We start from the raw sequence: 19420 nt of genomic DNA on the forward strand, positions 1-19420 counted from the left end.
CGGGGAAGTTGGGGCGGGTCCGGGCTCGTGTCCTCACCACGGGTGGGCCTGCCCCCTTTTTACGTCGGCCGCCGGAAGGAATCAGCGGCCATTCTCTTTCCGCCGGGCAGGCCTGTCGCCCGTGCCGAAACCCTCGCGCCGCAAAGTCTGAACCCTTGGCCCATCCGGCCCTCTGGATAAAGAGGCGACCGAACGGGGGACGGGGAATGAGACGAGTGGGCCGGCGACCATGAGCTTCCTGCTGTGGATGGCAGTGCTCGGCGTGCTGTTGCTGATCCTGGCGCTGGCCTCGGCTTACCTGCGCTGGCTGCCGGTCACGTCCTCCTTGCTCTATCTCGCCTGCGGGCTGGCCATCGGGCCCCTGGGGCTGAACCTGTGGCGGGACGACTTCATCGACATCGCCCCCTGGCTCGAGCACCTCACCGAAGTCGCCGTGCTGATCTCCCTGTTCATCGGCGGCCTCAAGCTGCGCCTGCCCTTGCGCCATCCGAGCTGGATCAAGGCCTGGGTCCTGGCCGGGCCGGTGCTGGTGCTGACCATCGCCCTGGCCACCTGGATCGGCTACCAGTGGCTGGGGTTCGGACTGGGGGCGGCGCTGCTGTACGCCGCGATCCTGTCGCCCACCGACCCGGTGCTGGCCAGCCTGGTGCAGGTCAACCACGCCCGTGACGATGACGCCCTGCGCTTCAGCCTGTCCGGCGAGGCGGGGCTGAACGACGGCATGGCGTTTTCCTTCGTGGCCGGCGCACTGGTGCTGCTGGGCCTGCGGCAGGACGGGCCCTGGGAGTGGGCATTGCTGTCCTTCGCCTGGGCCGTGCCCGTGGCGCTGGCGCTGGGCTTCTTCCTCGGCAACCGGGTGGGTCGCCTGGCCATCAGCGCGCGGGTGCGCAGTGTCGATACGGCGATCTCCGCCAACGTCTTCCTGGGCATGGCGCTGGTGTCCCTGTCCTATGTCGGAGCGGAGCTGCTGGAGGCCTGGGGCTTTCTCGCCGCCTTCGCCGCCGGGGTCGGCCTGCGCCATGCCGAGATCCGCTCCAGCGGTGGCTCCGAGGTGCCGGCGGAGGAGAGCACGGTGCTCAAGGCCGGGCTGTCCGACGACGGCCTGCCGGTGAGCATCGAATATGGCGAGGATCGCCGCGAGCACCGCAAGATCGCCGCCGGCACCCTGATCGTCGACATCCTCTCCTTCGGCGGATTGCTCGAACGGGCGCTGGAGGTGGTGCTGGTGATGATTCTGGGCGCCACCCTCAGCGCCTGCTGGGACTGGCGCGGCGTGTGGCTCGCCCTGGCGCTGTTCTGCCTGGTGCGACCGCTGGCCTGCTGGCTCCTGTTGCCGCGCACGGGCCTGGATCGCTGGCAACGGCTGCTGGTGGGCTGGTTCGGCGTGCGCGGCATCGGCAGCCTCTACTACCTGTGCTTCGCCCTCGATCACGGCGTGGAAGGCGCGGCGGCGCGCGAGGCCATGGGCATCAGCCTCACCGTGGTGGCCTGCAGCCTGCTGCTCCACGGGCTCAGCACCCAGCCGCTGCTGGACCTCTACGAGGCCCGGCAGCGCAGGGCGGGGGCAAGGCTCAGTCGGCGATGAGGTTGCGGCGGTCGTCCTTGGCGCCGGCGCCCACCAGCACCTGCGCCTCGTCCTCGCTGATCAGTGCGTTGCCGGCCGGGCAATGGATCACCGAGGCGCGCAGGTCGGCGTCGGTGGTGATGACGATGTCGCGGATCGGCATTTCGCTGTGGTTGCCGTCCAGTTCGATGGCGCAGGTGCCGCCATCCAGGTCGATGGTCACGGGCATGTCGGTGTCCTCGTGTGGCTGGGCTCGCTCGGTAGAAGCGCGGCCGCCCGCAAAGGTTCAGGCGGGGCGACCGCAGGCTCAGGAATAGAAGGCCGAGTGGTGGGGGAAATCGCCCACCCGCTCGCCGATGACCATTTCCGCCACCCAGCTCGTCAGCAGGCTGGTGTAGGCCTTCTGGCTGCGGTCGCCGCTGAGCGCGTGGTCGGCGCCATCGAGGATGCGGTGGGTCAGCGAATGGGCCCGTTCGAAGGCCGAGCGGTAGCTCATGATGGTCGGATGCGGCACATAGTCGTCGTGCTCGGACTCGACGATCAGCACGTCCCCTTCGAATGCCGCGCAGGCGGCCAGGGCCCGGTTCTCCGAGGGGCGCACGGCGGTGAGCCGGTAGCTCGCCAGGCGCTGGCGGTCGAGGGCGTCCTTGGGGCGCTGCCACTCTTCGTCCCAGTACAGGGCCGGCACCCGCAGGGCGAGCCAGCGCACCGCGCGCAGGGTGCTGAGGAGGGTGGCCAGGTAGCCGCCGTAGCTGCTGCCGATCACCGCGATGGCCGAGGTGTCGGTGGCCGGATGGCTGGCCAGCAGGTCGTAGGCGGCGACGAGGTCGGCGAGGTTGTCCTCGCGCGTCACCGTCTTCTTCTGCACCTCGGTCTTCTCGTGGCCGCGCAGGTCGAAGGTCAGGCACACGCAACCCAGGCCGGCGATGCCCTTGGCGCGTGCCAGGTCGCGTTGCTGGCTGCCGCCCCAGCCGTGGACGAAGAGGATGCCCGGCACCTTGGCCGCCGGGGTCAGGAAAGTCCCGGCGATCTGCTCGTTGCCCACCTGGATATCCACGCTTTCACTACGCGTCGCCATAAGGTTCCACCCGTGCGAATTTGACGATGGGGCCGACCTCGGCGTCGTGCCCCCGGTAGAGCAGTGCCGCGCCGCCGGGCACCTCGAAGTCGCCGTAGCGCTCGACCGTCGCGGTGCGGATGCGGGTCAGCGCCGGGTCGGCGGCGAAGGCCTCGATGGCCAGCACCTCCGCGGCGCTGGCACCGCCGATGCGCCAGGATTGCTCCAGCACGCCCGAGCGCAACTGGCCGCGTGCATTGATGCCCTGGGCGATGTCGTAGTTGCGTCGCGAGGCGATGAAGCCCGGGAAGCAGGCCTGGGCCGCCTGCTCGTACGCCCGCGCCTGCTCGATGGCCAGGCGCACCGGCTCGTTGCCGGCGAGGCTCAGCAGGTCCTGCCAGCCGCCGCGTGCCACCACCAGCTCGGAGCCGCCATAGACGCAGGTGCCGGCGTTGTCCTCGGTCTGCGACTGGGTGCCGAAGTAGCTGGCGGTGATCCCGGCCAGTTGCACCTGGCCGACGCTGTAGGTGACGACGTCCTCGAGCTGCTCCTCCAGCACCAGGCCCCAGGTGGCGATCTCGTCGAGGTCCTGGGTGGCGATGGCCTCGCGCAACTGCTCGTCGTCGGTCACCCGGCACTGGCCGCGCCCGGCGGTGGCGCGCACCGGCTTGACCCGCAGCGGCCCGTTCAGCAGCAGGCGGATACCGGCCTGCATGGCGTCGTCGATGTTGAAGGCGCTGTAGCCGCCGAGCACGGCGCGCCCGGTGAGGTGGGAGAAGCCTTCCGACCAGCCCGGCGGCGCATGGGCGGCTGGGCCGGGCAGGGGATGGGTGATGGCCTTGGTGGCCATGAAGGGCTCGGCGACCAGGCCGCCGAAGAAGTCGGCGTCGGAGCGGATGCCCAGCTCGCGCGCCGTGCTGCGGCCGATCAGGGTGTCGTTGGGGATGAAGTAGTGCGCCCGGGCGTCGCCCTCCCGGTGCAGACCGAGGAAGGGCGAGCCGAGCAGGGCGGCGATGCGCTCGCCGAGCCATTGGTGGGTACAGCGCTCGTGCTCGGGAGCGTTATGGCGCACATCGAGCAGGGCGACGCCCTGGCGGTTCGATGGGGCATCTGGCATGGATGGCTCCTCATGAGGGGCGGGAGGGGCAGGTCAGGGCGTCTGCCAGGTGCCGCCACCGTTCTCGCAATCGATCTTCGCCTGCGCCGGGTCACGGGCCTGGTAGTGGTAGATGACCACCTTGGCGTCGGCGGGGATGTTCACCGGGTCGCTGCCTTCCTCGCCGCTGGAGCCGGGGTTGGCCAGGGCCTCCTGGGTCAGGGCACCGGTGCAGCGGCCGAACCAGCCGCTCTTGCAACTGGCCACCTTGTGTTTTTCGCTCTGCAGCATGTCCTTGCTCTCGTTGCTGCAGGACCAGTCCACCGAGCCGGCCGGCATGCCCGGGTACTCGTAGCAGGTCTGGGCTTCGACGCCCGGGACCTGGCTGCTGGCCGGTCGGGTCTGCACCTGGCAGGCGTCGGCCAGCGCCAGGGACGAGGCCAGGCAGCCGGCCAGCAGCAAGGGCATCCTGAGGGTCATCGCGTCTCTCCTCGCGCACCGTCGGCGCGCCATCTGTACGGCTACTGCTGGAAGGGGGTCTTCACCAGGCTCGCCGGGCTGACCAGTTGCCTGCCCGGAGGCACACGCTCGACCACCGGCAGGGGGTGCAGCCGATGCACGCTGGCGCGTGGGCGGGCAGGGGCGATGCCACGGTAGAGGGCGGCGGCGCCGACCAGGATGTCGGCGAGCCCGAGCAGACCATGGGTGGCGACGCCCTTGCGGATGAGCAGGAGGCCGCCACCGATGGCGACCAGGCGTTGCAGGCTGGAGGGTTCGGCCATGGGATTCTCCTCGTGGCGAGTGGTGTCAGGATGCCTGTTTCAGCGCTTTCACCAGCTCGTCCTTGCGCATGCTGGAACGGCCGGGAATCTTCTTCGCCCGGGCGCGGATCATCAGGTCCGCCTTGCTGGCATCCTCCAGGCGGGTGCCGGGGCGCGGCGCCCCGTGCCTGGTCGCCACCGCCTGGCGTGCCGAGGATTTGCGCGCAGCCGCCTTGCTCGCCGAGGAGGTGCTGCGGCCCGAGCCGCCGGCCTTCTCTCCGCCGCCCGACTGCTTGTTCACCGTGGCCCAGGCCCGCGCTTCGGCTTCGCCATGGGCGATGCCCTTCTGCTCGTAGCTCGCCTCGATATGGGCGGCCTTGCGCTTCTGTTCTTCGGTGTATTTGGCTTTGCTTCCGCGTGGCATGGGAAACCTCCTTGAATCGCGTTCGTCTCGCCCCGCCGGCGGTGCGCCGCTGCGGAGCCCTCAGGATTTCTGAATGGCGGTACGGGGCAGAGTTCAGGTTTTTTGCCCCCCGGGCATGACCGGCGGTCGCGGTGCGGCGTGCGTAATGCACGATTAGGTTGAACTCCCGGCGCCTTCCGGCGGACTCACTCCCTATGAGGAAATCGCGGCCCCGGCGTGCGCCTGCACGCCCTTGCGCGGGTCGCTCCGGGCTCCGGCGCAGGCCGCTTTCCCGTATCCGATCAGCAGACTGGGCAGAAGGACGAGGTGACATGAAAAGAGATTGGGAGCTGATCCGCGCATTGCTGCTGGAGATCGAGGCGCTCGGCCATGGCCAGCACTTCCACCCGCAGCCGCTCGCCGGCCATGGGCTGGAGATGGTCAGCCACAACCTGCACCTGATGTGCCAGGCGGGGTTGGCCGAGTGCACGCCGCATCATCCCTGGAACGGCGACCCGGTGATGATCGCCAAGGGGCTCACCCTCGCAGGACACGACCTGCTCGACCTCATCCGCGATGAAGCCGCCTGGCGCGCGAAGCGGCAGTTCATCGAGCAGCGCATGGGCGGCGTGAGCCTGGAGACCCTGCGCTCCACCGCCATCCCACCCGCCGTGGGCGACGCGGCGCGCCAGCTGCGCCTGGCGCAGAACGACGCCCAGTTCAGCTGAAGGGCGCAGGGCGCCGGGCACACCGCTCGTGCCACACCCGCCATCCACACCACCGGGCAAGGAGCAGCACATGTCCACCGAGCAAACCAGCGCAACGGCCGGCCCGACCCCGGTCGAGGCGTTCAAGCAGAACATCCTCGCCAAGCTCAAGTACGCCGTGGGCAAGGACCCGCGCAATGCCTACAGCCATGACTGGTTCGAGGCCGTCGCCCTGGCCGCGCGCGACCACCTGGTGGACAACTGGGAAGAGACCGAGGCACAGGTCGACCGCAAGCAGCACAAGCGCGTGTACTACCTGTCCCTGGAATTTCTCATCGGCCGCCTGCTGGTGGATTGCCTGAGCAACCTCGGCCTGCTGGAGACCGCCCGTGCGGCGCTTGCCGAACTGGACGTGGAGCTGGAGACCATCCGCCAGGTCGAGCCCGACGCGGCCCTCGGCAATGGCGGCCTCGGTCGCCTGGCCGCGTGCTTCATGGAAAGCATGGCGACCCTCGGCCTCGCCGCCCACGGCTACGGCATCCGCTACGAGCACGGCCTGTTCAAGCAGGTGGTCAGCGATGGCTGGCAGCAGGAGCACACCGAGACCTGGCTGGACTTCGGCAACCCCTGGGAGTTCGAGCGCCCCGAGGTCAGCTACAACATCGGCTTCGGCGGCAGCGTGCGCACCGAGGATGACGGCGGCGAGATGCCGCGGCTGACCTGGGAGCCCAACGAAACGCTGCGCGCCATCGCCTACGACACCCCCGTGGTGGGGTGGCGCGGCTCCAGCGTCAACACGCTGCGGCTGTGGCGTGCCCGCGCCATGGAAGACCTGCAGCTGGAGCGCTTCAACGCCGGTGACCACTTCGGCGCCGTGGCCGACGTGGTGCGCGCCGAGAGCATCTCGCGCGTGCTGTACCCGGCCGACAGCACCGAGGCCGGCCAGGAACTGCGCCTGCGCCAGGAATACTTCTTCGTTTCCGCCTCGCTGCAGGACCTGCTGCACCGCCACATGGCCGCCCATGGCGACATCCGCTCGCTGCCGGACAAGGCCGCCATCCAGCTCAACGACACCCATCCGGCCATCGCCGTGGCCGAGCTGATGCGCCAGCTGGTCGACGTCTACCGCATCGACTGGAACGAAGCCTGGGGCATGACCGTGGCGACGCTGTCCTACACCAACCACACGCTGCTGCCGGAGGCCCTGGAGTCCTGGCCGGTATCGCTGATGGAACGCCTGCTGCCGCGGCACATGCAGATCATCTACCTGATCAACGCCTACCACATCGACTCGCTCCGGGCGCAGGGCATCCACGATTTCGACCTGCTGCGCTCGGTGTCGCTGATCGAAGAGGACCACGGCCGCCGCGTGCGCATGGGCAACCTGGCCTTTCTCGGCTCGCACAGCATCAACGGCGTCTCGGCGCTGCACACCGACCTGATGCGCGAAACGGTGTTCCGCGACCTGCACCGGCTCTACCCGCAGCGCATCAGCAACAAGACCAACGGCGTGACCTTCCGCCGCTGGCTGTACCAGGTGAACCCGCTGCTCACCGGCTCCCTGGTCGACGCCCTCGGCGAGGACCTGCTGGATGCCCCGGAGGAGCGCCTTCGCGATCTCGAGCCGTACGCCGACAAGGCCGGCTTCCGCAAACAGTTCGCCGCCCACCGCCAGCACAGCAAGCGCGCCCTGGCGAGCCTGGTGCAGGAGCGCCTGGGCATCCACCTCGACACCGAGGCGATCTTCGACGTACAGGTCAAGCGCATCCACGAATACAAGCGCCAGCTGCTCAACCTGCTGCACACCGTGGCGCTGTACCAGGCCATCCGCAACGAGCCGACCACCGACTGGGTGCCCCGGGTGAAGATCTTCGCCGGCAAGGCCGCGGCCAGCTACCACCAGGCCAAGCTGATCATCAAGCTGGCCAACGACATCGCCCGCACCATCAACGCCGACCCGACCGTGCGCGGGCTGCTCAAGGTGGTGTTCATCCCCAACTACAACGTCAGCCTGGCGGAGGTGATCATCCCGGCGGCGGACCTCTCCGAGCAGATCTCCACCGCCGGCCTGGAAGCCTCCGGCACCAGCAACATGAAGTTCGCCCTCAACGGCGCGCTGACCATCGGCACCCTGGATGGCGCCAACGTCGAGATGAGCCAGCTGATCGGTGCCGAGCACATGTTCATCTTCGGCATGACCGCTGCACAGGTGGAGCAGCGCAAGCGCGCCGGCGAGCTGGACATGAGCGCGGTGGTGGCCGGGTCCGAACGCCTGGCCGGCGCCCTGGAGGCGGTGCGGCGTGGCGTCTTCTCGCCGGACGACCCGCAGCGCTACGAAGCGCTGGTGGAGCACCTGGTGCGTGACGACCGCTTCATGGTCTGCGCCGACTTCGACGCCTACTGGCACGCCCAGCGCCGCGTCGACGCCGCCTGGCAGAAGCCCGCGCAATGGTGGAAGTCAGCGGTGCTCAACACCGCCCGCGCCGGCTGGTTCTCCTCCGACCGCACCATCGGCGAGTACGCCGCCGACATCTGGAAGGTGCCCACCAACCGGGATTGACCCGGAACAAGGGGAGGGCGGCGGGCGTCTGCAACAGGCTCCGCCGGTGGAGGTGAAAAGCGACCTCCACCCTACGCAGTGGTCACGCCTCGGGCGGGGCTGCCTGTAGGGGCGACTTCAGTCGCCAAGCGGCGCACAGCGCCGCCAACGCTTCATCCGTCCACCGTCCGAAGCCCCCGTTGGCACGCCTGGAGAGGTGAAATGCAGCCCTACCAGAATCCCGCCTGGCGGCGTTCGGTGACGTAGTCCAGGGGCAGGGCGAAGGCCTTGAGGAAGAAGGCGGCGAGGCGGGTGTCGATCACCGTTTCGTTGATCGAGGCCAGTTGGGCGGGGAGGGTGCGGGTCTCGTCGTTGCAGGCGTAGAACTCCTCGTGCACCACGCCCCGGTTGCCCACGTCGGCGATGATCCGGTAGCTGCTGGTACGCGTCCCCGGGTTGCTCGCGGCGAGGCGCAGCTGGGGCTGCAGCGGGTCGCTGCTGCCCATCTCCACGGTCACTTCGATGCCGCCACGGCGGGCGTGGCGCGCCGCTTCCTCGAACAACGGCAGGGCCTGGTCGACCAGGGCCGCCTCGACGTCGCGGAGAAAGTGGCGGGCGTCCTCGGGGAGAGGGGAGTTGCTCGGTTCCGGGGCGGCTGGATTCATGGCGGTGCTCCGTCGGGTCATGGCCTGAGGGCCTGCCACTCTTCGAGCAGCGTGGGCCCCAGTTCGAATAGAGCCTCGCGGTCGGCATAGGTTTCACGCGTGATGCCCACCACCGTCAGCTGGCGGTCGCCGTCCTGCAGGCGGATGGTCAGGGTGCCGTCCGCTTCGATCACGCAGCGGCCATGGTGGATCGGCTGCAGGCGCTGGTTGAAGCGGTCTTCGATTTCCCGGGCACTGGGCGGATTGCTGGGCACGGCAGCCACCTCGTATCGCTGGGTGAGTGAAGGCTTCCATGCGCTGTGACGTTGCCTCCCAACCTTAAACCCCCAGGCCCGGGCGTAAATGCTGGCCAACGGCCCAATGACCGGTAGGGCCGGGAATCGCCCCTGTTTACATCGGCTTGCGTGGGTGAAAAAAAGCCTGGCGGTTAATTGGCGGCGGCGCCTGTGATTGCGCACGCCTATCGGCCGCTCTGGGCCCGCCATTGAGCCGCTCAATCGTGGCCGCGCGCCCCGGGGCTGCGAGGCGCAAATAGATAGAACCTCTGCGCAGCGGTGCCCTCAGACCTAGTAGGCGCCGGATTGGCGTCTGCTCCACGACAACGTCAGATCAACGTCAGATCAATGACCAGAGAGGACTCGTGCAATGGCTCAACACCGAGGTGGCAAAGGCAACTTCGCAGAAGACCCGCAACGCGCATCCGAAGCCGGCAAGAAGGGCGGACATGTAAGTGGCGGCAATTTCAGGAACGATCCGGCGCGCGCCTCCGCGGCCGGCCGCAAGGGAGGACAGCGCAGCCACAGCAATAGCAACAGCAGCAGTGACTGACGCCCAACGGGGGGCGGCGGCATGCGGCCGCCGCTCCCCACCCTGCCGCACCACGCCGTGATTCGCCGAGCACGCGCAACGCGTCGCCAGAATGAGCGCCTGACTGGGCGCCGTATCCCGCCAGGAGATCCCCATGCCCACCCAGAAGCAGACCGTTAGCCAGCTCGCCGGTACCGACACCCCCGACCGTGAGAACGACAATCGCAAGCTCGAGCAGTTGGAGGCGTTCCGCGAGGACGCCACCGACGAGGCGCTGACCACCAACACCGGCACGCGCATCGCCGACAACCAGAACAGCCTGAAGGCCGGCGAACGCGGGCCCTCGCTGCTGGAAGACTTCATCCTGCGCGAGAAGATCACCCACTTCGACCACGAACGCATTCCCGAGCGCATCGTCCATGCGCGCGGCGCGGCGGCCCACGGCTACTTCCAGGTCTACGAGCCGCTGGCCGAGCTGACCAAGGCCGACTTCCTCAACGAGCCGGGGAAGAAGACCCCGGTGTTCGTGCGCTTCTCCACCGTGCAGGGCCCGCGTGGCTCCGCCGATACGGTGCGCGACGTGCGTGGCTTCGCGGTGAAGTTCTATACCGATGAAGGCAATTTCGATCTGGTGGGCAACAACATGCCGGTGTTCTTCATCCAGGACGCCATCAAGTTCCCCGACTTCGTCCATGCGGTGAAGCCCGAGCCGCACAATGAGATCCCCACCGGCGCCTCCGCCCACGACACCTTCTGGGACTTCGTCTCCCTGGTGCCCGAGTCCGCGCACATGGTGCTCTGGACCATGTCCGACCGCGCCATCCCGGTGGCCTATCGCGGCATGCAGGGCTTCGGCGTGCACACTTTCCGCCTGGTCAACGCCGAAGGGCGCAGCGTCTTCGTCAAGTTCCACTGGCGGCCGCTGTCGGGCGTCTATTCGCTGGTCTGGGACGAGGCGCAGAAGCTCGCCGGCAAGGACCCGGATTTCCAGCGTCGCACGCTCTGGGAAGACATCGAGAAGGGCGACTACCCGGAATGGGAGCTGGGCCTGCAGGTGATCCCCGAGGAGGATGAGCACAAGTTCGACTTCGACCTGCTCGACCCCACCAAGCTGGTGCCCGAGGAGCTGGTGCCGGTGCGCAAGGTGGGGCGCATGGTGCTCAACCGCAACCCGGACAACTTCTTCGCCGAGACCGAGCAGGCGGCCTTCCACCCCGGCCACCTGGTGCCGGGCATCGACTTCAGCAACGACCCGCTGCTGCAGGGGCGGCTGTTCTCCTACACCGACACGCAGCTCTCGCGCCTCGGCGGGCCGAACTTCAACGAGCTGCCCATCAACCGCCCGCTGTGCCCGTTCCACAACAACCAGCGTGACGCCCAGCACCGGCAGACGGTGAACAAGGGGCGAGCCGCCTACGAGCCCAACTCCATCGATGGCGGCTGGCCGAAGGAGACGCCGCCGGCGCCGCGCCATGGTGGGTTCAGCAGCTACCCCGAGCCGCTGTCGGGCACCAAGCTGCGCAAGCGCGCCGATTCCTTCGCCGATCACTTCTCCCAGGCCCGGCTGTTCTACAACAGCCTGAGCGAGACGGAGAAGGATCATGTGGTCGCCGCCTACAGCTTCGAATTGGGCAAGGTCGAGCGGGTGCACATCCGCGAGCGCCAGGTGCACGATATCCTCGCCAACATCGACCTCGACCTGGCCCGGCAGGTGGCGGAGAACCTTGGCCTGACGCCGCCCCAGGCGCCCACGGTGCAGGTGCCGGAAGGCTCGTTGAAGGCCTCGCCCGCGTTGAGCCAGATGAACCTGCTGTCGGGTGACATCAAGTCGCGCAAGGTGGCGATCCTGATCGCCAACGGCGTGCAGGGCAGTGACGTCGAGTTCCTCCAGGGCGAGCTGGCCAAGGCCGGTGCCAGTGCCAAGCTGCTGGCGCCCAGCTCGGCGCCGGTGAACACCGCCGAGGGCAAGCAACTGGTTCCCGACGCCACCATCGCCGGGTTGCCTTCCATCGCCTTCGACGCGGTGTTCGTGCCCGCCGGCGACAGCGCGGCGAAGACCCTGGGCAAAGATGGCGATGCGCTGCACTACGTGCTGGAAGCGTACAAGCACCTCAAGGCCATCACCCTCTGCGGGGCGGCGGGCGACCTGGCCAGCCAGCTCTACCTGGAGGCCGACGAGGGGCTGATCAGCGGTGCGACCGCCAAGGATGTGGTCAAGCCGCTCTTCGAGGCCATCGCCCGGCACCGGGTCTGGGCACGCGAGCCCAAGGCCAAGGCGGTGCCGGCCTAGCGCCGGCCATCACGGGGCGGCGCGAGTCGCCTCGTGTTCCACCTGGACGTGCACGCGCTGGCGCACGTGTGCGGACAGGCGGGCTTCATCCAGTACCGCAGCGGCGAAGCGGCGCAGGGCGCTCACGGCGTCCGGCTCGTTGCTGTGCGCTGGCTTGAGGAAGTCGTCCTGGCCGAACAGGTCGTCGCCACCGATGCCGGGTGCGTCCACCAGGGTCCAGTCGATGTCGCTGTCCACCAGGCGTCGCTGCAACTGCTCGCCGGGCTCGGCGGGGTGGCCCGATTCCTCGTCCAGCCAGTGGAAGTCGGCGATCACCAGCAGGCGCCTGACGCCGGCCACGGCCAGGCCGTCGAGCAGGGCGGTGATGGCGCTGAATTCCACATCGAAGCCGGGGCCATTGCGGCGTGAGGCGAGCAGGGGCTGGCTGCACAGGTTGCACAGCACCAGGTCCATCCCCGCCACCGCGTGGCTGACGCCGAGGGCGTCGAACGGATCGCCGGGCTTGGCGCGGATGCCGGGCCGCGAGGGGATGGCGTTGAGGTCGTCGAGCAGCGCCATCGTTTCCCACTGACGGCTCAGGGCCTCGACCATCAGTGCGCTGCCCAGGCTGCCGAGCGCGCCGAACAGGGCGACCTTGCAGGCGGGTGTTTCGAGGTTCTTCATCAGGGTTCCTCGGTGGGTTGCGGAGGCGTTGCATCTAGACCCCGGCCCCCGCTGCATTGGTTCAGCCAATCGCCCCATGCGGCGCGCGGCGCGGCCTGGCGGAAAAAAGAGCAAACCTTTCGAGGCGCCGCCCCGTCGAAAAAGATGAGTCCGGTTTCATACGGCACCCTGCCGGTGGAGGTGACATGACTCTCTTCTGTCTGATCGGTGGTTGTTCCTGGTCGCCCAGCACCTCGGTGCACATCGGCAAGGAAGACTTGCTGTGCCAGGTCTGCGCACGTTGCGGTGCCTGCCGCTACACGCCCGCCAACGCCGTGCTGGAGCGCGGTGGGTCGTGACCTGGTGGGACCAGGTGCTGGCGACGCTGGCCAACGAGTTCTCCGACCTCGACGACCCGACCCAGGCGACCCGGGTGACCCTGCGCGTGTTGCTGGCCGCGCTGCTGGGCGGCCTGCTCGGGTTCGAGCGCGAGCAGCACGGCAAGGCCGCCGGCATCCGCACCCACATGCTGGTGGCGCTGGGCGCTGCGCTCTTCGTCCTGGCGCCGCAGATGGCGGGGGCCGAATCCGATGCCCTCAGCCGGGTGATCCAGGGGATCGTCGCCGGCATCGGCTTCCTCTGTGCCGGCACCATCCTCAAGCGCGACAGCGAGGCTGAAGTGAAGGGGCTGACCACCGCCGCAGGGCTGTGGCTGACGACGGCCATCGGCGTCACGGTGGGCCTCGGGCGAGAGGCCACCGCAGTGCTGGCGACCCTCCTGGCCCTGGTGATCCTTAACCTGCTGCCGCACCTGGTGTCGCGCCTGGATGGGCGCGACAAGCGATAGGCGAAACTCTTTTCCATCGTCGCGACTCAGAACCTTGTGTGGCAGCCAGCAACAAGGAGTTTTCGCCATGTTCAGAGACTTCAAGCACTGCACCGCGTGGACCGATGCCATGAAGGAAGGGCAGAGCTACGTCGGCCTGATCGAGTACCAGCCCAAGCGCGAGGGCGCCGGCGTGCGGGTGCTCTGGGTGGTGGCACCGGGCTGCGTGTGCGAGAACGAGGCGGAGACCGCCGCCGACAACATGCTGCGGCAGATCCGCGACATCACCGTGGAAGGCAGCGTGATCTACAGCGACGGCGTGGCGCTCTGAGCGCCCCCGCGAGGTGACCCATGGCACGTGCGATCTGGAAGGGCGCCATCAGTTTCGGCCTGGTGCATATTCCCGTGGCGCTGGTTTCGGCCACGTCGTCCCAGGGGGTGGACTTCGATTGGCTGGACAAGCGCAACATGGACCCGGTGGGCTACAAGCGGATCAACAAGCGCACCGGCAAGGAAGTGACCAAGGACGACATCGTCAAAGGCGTGGAGCTGGAGAAGGGCCGCTACGTGGTGATCAGCGAGGAGGAGATCCGCGCCGCCCACCCGGAAGCGACCCAGACCATCGACATCTTCGCCTTCGTCGACAGCGCCGCCATTCCTCTGCAGAACATCGATACCCCCTATTACCTGGCGCCGGTCAAGCGTGGCGAGAAGGTCTACGCCTTGCTGCGCGAGGCGCTCGCCGGCACCGGCAAGGTGGCCCTGGCCAACGTGGTGCTGCACACCCGCCAGCACCTGGCGGCGCTGATGCCGCTGGAGTCGGCCCTGGTGCTGGTGATGCTGCGCTGGCCCGCCGAGGTGCGCGGCCTTGAGAGCCTGGAGCTGGGCACTGCGGTGACCGAGGCCAAGCTGGCCAAGGCCGAGCTGGACATGGCCAAGCGGCTGATCAAGGACATGAGCGCGGACTGGCAGCCGGAGGAGTACGTGGACACCTTCACCGACCGCATCATGGAACTGGTGGAGCGCAAGGCCAGCCAGGGCCGCATCGAGGCGGTGGAAGCAGCGGCCGGCGAGGAGGAGCGGCGCAGCGCCGACGTCATCGACCTCACCGACCTGCTCAAGCGCAGCCTGGGCGGCAAGCCAGGCGCCAGGCCCGCCGCCAAGTCCGAGGCCAAGGCGGCCAAGGGCGCTGCCAAGCCGGCGCGCAAGACCCGAGACAAGCCCACGCGGACCAAGGCCAAGGCCGGTTGAGTCCGCATCCACGCCGAGGTGTCCGCCATGGCCCGCCGTTCCAGCGACTACAACCGCAAGCGCAATTTCGACATCACCTCCGAACCTTGCGAAGAGGCGCGGCCCCGCGGGCGCAGCAAGGCCGGCGCCCTCGGTTTCGTGATCCAGAAGCATGACGCCCGCCACCTGCACTACGACTTCCGCCTCGAGCTGGACGGCACCCTGAAGAGCTGGGCGGTACCCAAGGGCCCGAGCCTCGACCCCAAGGACAAGCGCCTGGCCGTGCACGTCGAGGACCACCCGCTGGGCTATGCCGATTTCGAGGGCAGCATTCCCGCCGGGCAGTACGGTGCGGGGGATGTGATCGTCTGGGATCGCGGCATCTGGCAGCCCCATGGCGACCCCAGGGCCGCCTATGAAGCCGGCAGGCTGAGGTTCACCCTGGTGGGCGAGAAGCTCAGTGGCGACTGGAGCCTGGTGCGCACCCGCCTGCGTGGCAGCGGCGACAAGGAGCAGTGGCTGCTGATCAAGCAGGACGACGAGGTGGCGCGCCCGGCGGAGGAGTACGACATCGTTTCCGCCGAGCCGGCCAGCGTGCTCAGCGGGGCCGATGTCGGCAGCGACGCGCCAGGCGCACGGCCGGGTGCCACACGGCGCGCCGCGAAGGCTGGTGGCAAGACACGCAAGGCTGCGGCGAGCGAGGAGCGCATGCCCGACAGCCTGGCGCCGCAACTGGCGACGCTGGTGGATGCGCCGCCGGCGGGTGACTGGCGCTACGAGATCAAGTTCGACGGCTACCGCATCCTCGCCCGCATCCGTGACGGCGAGGTGCGGCTGTTCACCCGCAACGGCAACGACTGGACCGCGCGCCTGCCCCTGCAGGCCCGTGACCTCGCGGCGCTGGAGCTGGGCGACAGCTGGCTGGATGGCGAGGTGGTGGTGCTCGACGAGGACGGCCTGCCGAGCTTCCAGGGCCTGCAGAACGCATTCGACATCGGTCGCAGCCACAGCATTCTCTATTACCTGTTCGATGCGCCCTTCCTCGATGGCCGTGACCAGCGCCAGCTGCCGCTGGAGGAGCGCCGTGCCGCCCTGGAGAAGGCGCTCAAGGGTCAGCGGCGCAGCCTGCTGCGCTTCTCCGAGGCCTTTTCCGCCAGCCACGAATCGATCCTGGAGAGTGCCTGTTCCATGTCCCTGGAAGGGGTGATCGGCAAGCGCGCGGGAAGCCCCTATCGCTCGGCCCGCAGCCCGGACTGGATCAAGCTCAAGTGCCGTCGGCGCCAGGAGTTCGTGATCGTCGGCTACACCGCGCCCAAGGGCAGCCGCAGCGGCTTCGGTGCCTTGCTGCTGGCCGTCCATGACGAGCCGGGTGGTGAGGAGCTGCGCTATGCCGGGCGTGTCGGCACCGGCTTCGACGAGGCGCGTCTGGCCGACATCCACGGCCGCCTGCAGGCCATCGCACGGGATGACAGCCCGCTGACCAGGGCTCTGCCGGCGGCCCAGCGCCGTGGCGTGCACTGGGTGGAGCCGCAACTGGTGGCCGAGGTGGAGTTCGCCGAGTGGACGGGCGATGCCATCGTGCGCCAGGCCGCGTTCGTCGCCTTGCGCAGCGACAAGCCGGCGGAGCAGATCGTCCGCGAGCAGCCACGCAGCGTGGCCAAGCCGAAGAAGGCCCCCGCGCCCGCCGCCGAGAAGGCCGGCGAGGGAGGGCGCCAGACGCTGGCCAAGGTCTCCATCAGCCACCCGCAGCGGGTCATCGATGACCAGAGCGGCACCCAGAAGCTGGAGCTGGCGCGTTACTACGCGGATGTCGCCGAGTGGGTGCTGCCGCACCTGAAGGGGCGCCCGGTGTCGCTGCTGCGGGCGCCGGAGGGCGTCGGTGGCGAGCTGTTCTTCCAGAAGCACGCCGAGCGCCTGGCGATCCCCAATATCCGCCACCTCGACCCGGAGCTGGACCCGGGGCACGCGCGGCTGATGGAGATCGACACGCTGGAGGCTCTGGTGGGCGCGGTGCAGATGGGCGCCATAGAGCTGCACACCTGGGGGGCCACCAGTGACCGCATCGAACGGCCGGACCGTCTGGTGCTGGACCTGGACCCCGACCCGAAGCTGCCCTGGAAGACCATGCAGGAGGCGACGCGCCTGACCCTATCCGTACTCGACGAGCTGGGCCTGCAGGCCTGGCTCAAGACCAGCGGTGGCAAGGGCATGCACCTGATCGTTCCGCTGGCACGGCATGCCGGCTGGGACGAGGTGAAGGGATTCGGCAAGGCCATCGCCTCCTTCCTCGCGCGCCAGTTGCCGGAACGTTTCGTCGACAAGATGGGGCCGAAGAACCGTGTCGGGCGCATCTTCGTCGACTACCTGCGCAACCAGCGTGGTGCCAGCACCGTCTGCGCCTATTCGGTTCGGGCCCGGCCGGGCCTGCCGGTGTCGGTGCCCATCGAGCGCGATGAACTGGAGCGCCTCAAGGGGTCGGCGCAATGGACCCTGGCCACGCTGCGCCAACGCCTCGACGGCCTCGAGCGCGATCCCTGGCACGACTACCTCGCCCGTCAACGCATCACCCGCGCCATGTGGGATCGCCTGGAAACCGGCCCTGAGGAGTGATGCCGCTGGAGGGGATTTCCTGAACCCCCTGGCGCGGCGCCAGTCCTGTTGAGTAGCAGGCAACGATTCAGGAGATGACCATGAGCGACGAACAGACCCTTCCACCCCAGCACCAGGACCGGCAGCCGGGTCACGAAACGGAGATGCGACCACAGCCGCTGACCATTGGCGAGTACTACCAGGCGGCCGGCAAGCTGGAGGGCATGACCGCGATCGTCACCGGCGCCGACAGCGGCATCGGCCGCGCCGTGGCGGTGCACTACGCCCGTGAAGGGGCCAATGTCGCGGTGCTCTACCTGGACGAGGTGGAGGATGCCGAGCAGACCCGCCTGGAAGTGCAGGCGGCAGGGCGCGAGGCGTTGCTGTTCGCCGGGGACGTGGCCGACGGCGGGTTCTGTCGCGCGGTCCTTGAGGCGGTGATCGCCAAGTGGGGCAGGGTGGACGTGCTGGTCAACAATGCCGGCGAGCAGCATCCCCAGGAGCGCCTGGAGGACATCAGCGAGGAGCAGTGGGAGAAGACCTTCCGCACCAACATTTTCGCCATGTTCCAACTCACCAAGGCGACCCTGCCGCACCTGCGCCCAGGGGCGAGCATCATCAACACCACCTCGGTGACGGCCTACAAGGGCAACCCGACGCTGCTGGACTATTCCTCTACCAAGGGCGCGATCACCTCCTTCACCCGCTCCCTGGCGCTGAACCTGGCCAAGCGCGCCATCCGCGTCAACGCCGTGGCTCCGGGGCCGATCTGGACGCCGCTCATTCCCTCGACCTTCGATGCCGAGAAGGTCGGCCATTTCGGTGCCGAAACCCCGCTGGGCCATCCCGGCCAGCCGGCGGACGTGGCACCGGCCTACGTCTACCTGGCGAGCGCGGACTCGGCCTACGTCAGCGGCCAGGTGCTGCACGTGAATGGCGGCATCGTGGTGAACGGTTAGGGCACTGCGCGTGGGTTGGCGCCGCGAGGTCCAACGCAGCGAAGTCCGCAGTTGCAGGCCCTCCCCGTGGGAGCGGCCTCAGCCGCGAAAGACCCGGCGCAGGCACTGGGCTGCGAGCCGGCCGGGCACTCCATCGCGAATGAATTCGCTCCCACAAATTGGCACCGCGTGTAGGTTGGTGCCGCGAGGCCCAACGCAGCGACGTCCGCAGTTGCAGGCCCTCTCCGTGGGAGCGGCTTCAGCCGCGAAAGACCCGGCGCAGGCACTGGGCCGCGAGCTGGCCGGGCACTCCATCGCGAATGAATTCGCTCCCACAAATTGGCACCGCGAGTAGGTTGGCGCCGCGAGGTCCAACGCAGCGAAGTCCGCAGTTGCAGGCCCTCCCCGTGGGAGCGGCCTCAGCCGCGAAAGACCCGGCGCAGGCACCGGGCCATGAGCTGGCCGGATGCTCCATCGCGAATGAGTTCGCTCCCACAAAATGCACCACGCCCGGCGGCACCGAGCGGGGTAAATCGCAGGCAAGAAAAAGCCCCGCTCATGCGGGGCTTTGGGTCGACGTGCCGGGCGTCAGGCGGTGAGGGCGCGCTGGGCGCGGTCGATCACCTGCTGGAGCTGGCTGGAGTTGCTGTACTGCTCCGGGTAGATGCGCTGGCTGTGGCAAGCGACACCGTACTCGCTGACGATGGTGAAGCTGAAGCCGCCCTTGCGGGAAGGCGCGTTGATCTGGCACTGGAGCGGTGCGAAGGCGCGGGTGAGTGCGCTGATGGCTTGTTCTGCCTGGTGATGGATAGTCATGTGGTTAGGTCCTGCAAAATGCGGCAATCGGGCCGCGAAATAAAACTCCGAATCCGTCGCCCACCGTGGGCACACAGGATGATCCTTATCGGAGCGAATGAGCTGACGGAAAGTTCCGCCTGTCAGCGGAGCGAGCCAGCCAAGTACTTTGGATGCCAGGTTGTAATCGTGGGCAAGGTTCTGGCCCGTTGATTGTCCTGATCAGACTTCTGGATGGGAGGCCAGGACTGATGCGTTGCCAGTGGGTGGCGGGGGCATCGGTCAGGTAACCATCGAGGAGACCGGTATCGCGTTGCGCCTGGGTGGCGCTGCCTGCGATTGGCCGGATTGACTTACAGCTAGGTACTAGGTGCGAGATCATACGGCAAGCTCCGATGATTGGATAGGGCCACAGGAGCCCGGTTGTATCCGAATCCTTCTGTTTTTTAGCGCCTCTTCATGACAATCCGTCGATTTTGGCTTCCTTGCCCCCTGCTGCCCATCTGACCTG

At 68.2% G+C, this 19420-nt stretch carries 21 protein-coding genes; 11 read left to right on the top strand and 10 right to left on the bottom strand.

Annotated elements, in window-relative coordinates:
- Window positions 1-229 precede the first annotated feature (229 nt).
- Entirely contained in the window at window positions 230-1585 is a 1356-nt protein-coding gene (locus WFQ67_RS23485; protein WP_213629863.1) for a cation:proton antiporter, read from the top strand.
- Here WFQ67_RS23485 and WFQ67_RS23490 read toward each other — a convergent pair.
- The 6 genes from WFQ67_RS23490 to WFQ67_RS23515 form a co-directional block, all read right to left on the bottom strand.
- Window positions 1572-1793 carry a DUF3203 family protein gene (locus WFQ67_RS23490; RefSeq protein WP_173174151.1) on the bottom strand — a complete coding sequence of 74 codons (222 nt, stop codon included), beginning with the start codon at window positions 1791-1793 and terminating at the stop codon, window positions 1572-1574. The genes WFQ67_RS23485 and WFQ67_RS23490 overlap by 14 nt on opposite strands.
- 78 nt (window positions 1794-1871) lie before the next feature.
- Window positions 1872-2642, bottom strand: coding sequence for an alpha/beta hydrolase family protein (locus WFQ67_RS23495; protein ID WP_263154110.1), 771 nt, complete (start codon window positions 2640-2642; stop codon window positions 1872-1874).
- On the bottom strand, window positions 2629-3738 hold the full coding sequence (locus WFQ67_RS23500) for a DUF3182 family protein (RefSeq protein WP_337058352.1): 1110 nt from the start codon (window positions 3736-3738) through the stop codon (window positions 2629-2631). The genes WFQ67_RS23495 and WFQ67_RS23500 overlap by 14 nt, the downstream gene beginning before the upstream one ends.
- Before the next feature lie 33 nt (window positions 3739-3771).
- Entirely contained in the window at window positions 3772-4197 is a 426-nt protein-coding gene (locus tag WFQ67_RS23505; RefSeq protein ID WP_337058353.1) for a hypothetical protein, read from the bottom strand.
- A 41-nt stretch (window positions 4198-4238) separates the two neighbouring features.
- Window positions 4239-4499: a hypothetical protein gene (locus tag WFQ67_RS23510; protein WP_337058354.1), complete on the bottom strand. Its 261-nt coding sequence runs from the start codon at window positions 4497-4499 to the stop codon at window positions 4239-4241.
- A 25-nt stretch (window positions 4500-4524) separates the two neighbouring features.
- Window positions 4525-4902, bottom strand: coding sequence for a termination factor Rho (locus WFQ67_RS23515; protein ID WP_213629872.1), 378 nt, complete (start codon window positions 4900-4902; stop codon window positions 4525-4527).
- Window positions 4903-5213: 311 nt separating this feature from the next.
- Here WFQ67_RS23515 and WFQ67_RS23520 point away from each other — a divergent pair, with 311 nt between their 5' ends.
- Complete coding sequence (locus WFQ67_RS23520; protein ID WP_173174139.1) at window positions 5214-5609, top strand: DUF2513 domain-containing protein; 396 nt, start codon at window positions 5214-5216, stop codon at window positions 5607-5609.
- Between the two features lie 70 nt (window positions 5610-5679).
- Window positions 5680-8148: a glycogen/starch/alpha-glucan phosphorylase gene (locus WFQ67_RS23525; RefSeq protein WP_337058355.1), complete on the top strand. Its 2469-nt coding sequence runs from the start codon at window positions 5680-5682 to the stop codon at window positions 8146-8148.
- Between the two features lie 209 nt (window positions 8149-8357).
- Here WFQ67_RS23525 and WFQ67_RS23530 read toward each other — a convergent pair whose 3' ends face one another.
- Both WFQ67_RS23530 and WFQ67_RS23535 read right to left on the bottom strand, forming a co-directional pair.
- A complete protein-coding gene (locus tag WFQ67_RS23530; RefSeq protein ID WP_337058356.1) occupies window positions 8358-8792 on the bottom strand; it encodes a hypothetical protein in 435 nt (144 codons plus the stop codon).
- 17 nt (window positions 8793-8809) lie between these two features.
- Window positions 8810-9046, bottom strand: coding sequence for a DUF1652 domain-containing protein (locus WFQ67_RS23535; protein ID WP_213629877.1), 237 nt, complete (start codon window positions 9044-9046; stop codon window positions 8810-8812).
- 391 nt (window positions 9047-9437) lie between these two features.
- Between WFQ67_RS23535 and WFQ67_RS23540 the strand changes: the two genes are divergently transcribed.
- A complete protein-coding gene (locus WFQ67_RS23540) occupies window positions 9438-9620 on the top strand; it encodes a general stress protein (protein WP_173174131.1) in 183 nt (60 codons plus the stop codon).
- A 133-nt stretch (window positions 9621-9753) separates the two neighbouring features.
- Window positions 9754-11889, top strand: a complete 2136-nt coding sequence (gene katE / locus WFQ67_RS23545; RefSeq protein WP_337058357.1) for a catalase HPII — start codon at window positions 9754-9756, stop codon at window positions 11887-11889.
- Window positions 11890-11898: 9 nt separating this feature from the next.
- On the opposite strand, the gene WFQ67_RS23550 is transcribed toward katE, so the two are convergent.
- A complete protein-coding gene (locus WFQ67_RS23550; protein ID WP_213629880.1) occupies window positions 11899-12552 on the bottom strand; it encodes an NAD(P)-dependent oxidoreductase in 654 nt (217 codons plus the stop codon).
- Between the two features lie 185 nt (window positions 12553-12737).
- Between WFQ67_RS23550 and WFQ67_RS23555 the strand changes: the two genes are divergently transcribed.
- The 6 genes from WFQ67_RS23555 (at window position 12738) to WFQ67_RS23580 (ending at window position 18135) form a co-directional block, all read left to right on the top strand.
- A complete protein-coding gene (locus WFQ67_RS23555; protein ID WP_213629882.1) occupies window positions 12738-12890 on the top strand; it encodes a PSPA7_2676 family Cys-rich small protein in 153 nt (50 codons plus the stop codon).
- Entirely contained in the window at window positions 12887-13378 is a 492-nt protein-coding gene (locus WFQ67_RS23560) for an MgtC/SapB family protein (protein ID WP_213629884.1), read from the top strand. The genes WFQ67_RS23555 and WFQ67_RS23560 overlap by 4 nt, the downstream gene beginning before the upstream one ends.
- Before the next feature lie 67 nt (window positions 13379-13445).
- Window positions 13446-13688: a hypothetical protein gene (locus tag WFQ67_RS23565; RefSeq protein WP_173174122.1), complete on the top strand. Its 243-nt coding sequence runs from the start codon at window positions 13446-13448 to the stop codon at window positions 13686-13688.
- Window positions 13689-13708: 20 nt separating this feature from the next.
- Window positions 13709-14608: a non-homologous end joining protein Ku gene (gene ku / locus WFQ67_RS23570; protein WP_213629886.1), complete on the top strand. Its 900-nt coding sequence runs from the start codon at window positions 13709-13711 to the stop codon at window positions 14606-14608.
- 27 nt (window positions 14609-14635) lie between these two features.
- Window positions 14636-17197: a DNA ligase D gene (ligD, locus tag WFQ67_RS23575; protein ID WP_337058358.1), complete on the top strand. Its 2562-nt coding sequence runs from the start codon at window positions 14636-14638 to the stop codon at window positions 17195-17197.
- Between the two features lie 80 nt (window positions 17198-17277).
- Complete coding sequence (locus WFQ67_RS23580) at window positions 17278-18135, top strand: SDR family oxidoreductase (protein WP_337058359.1); 858 nt, start codon at window positions 17278-17280, stop codon at window positions 18133-18135.
- A 567-nt stretch (window positions 18136-18702) separates the two neighbouring features.
- Here the strand turns inward: WFQ67_RS23580 and WFQ67_RS23585 are convergent.
- Window positions 18703-18930: a hypothetical protein gene (locus WFQ67_RS23585; RefSeq protein WP_111259975.1), complete on the bottom strand. Its 228-nt coding sequence runs from the start codon at window positions 18928-18930 to the stop codon at window positions 18703-18705.
- Between the last annotated feature and the right edge of the window lie 490 nt (window positions 18931-19420).

Source organism: Pseudomonas sp. USHLN015 (genome assembly GCF_037153275.1).
GTDB classification, from domain to species: domain Bacteria; phylum Pseudomonadota; class Gammaproteobacteria; order Pseudomonadales; family Pseudomonadaceae; genus Metapseudomonas; species Metapseudomonas tohonis.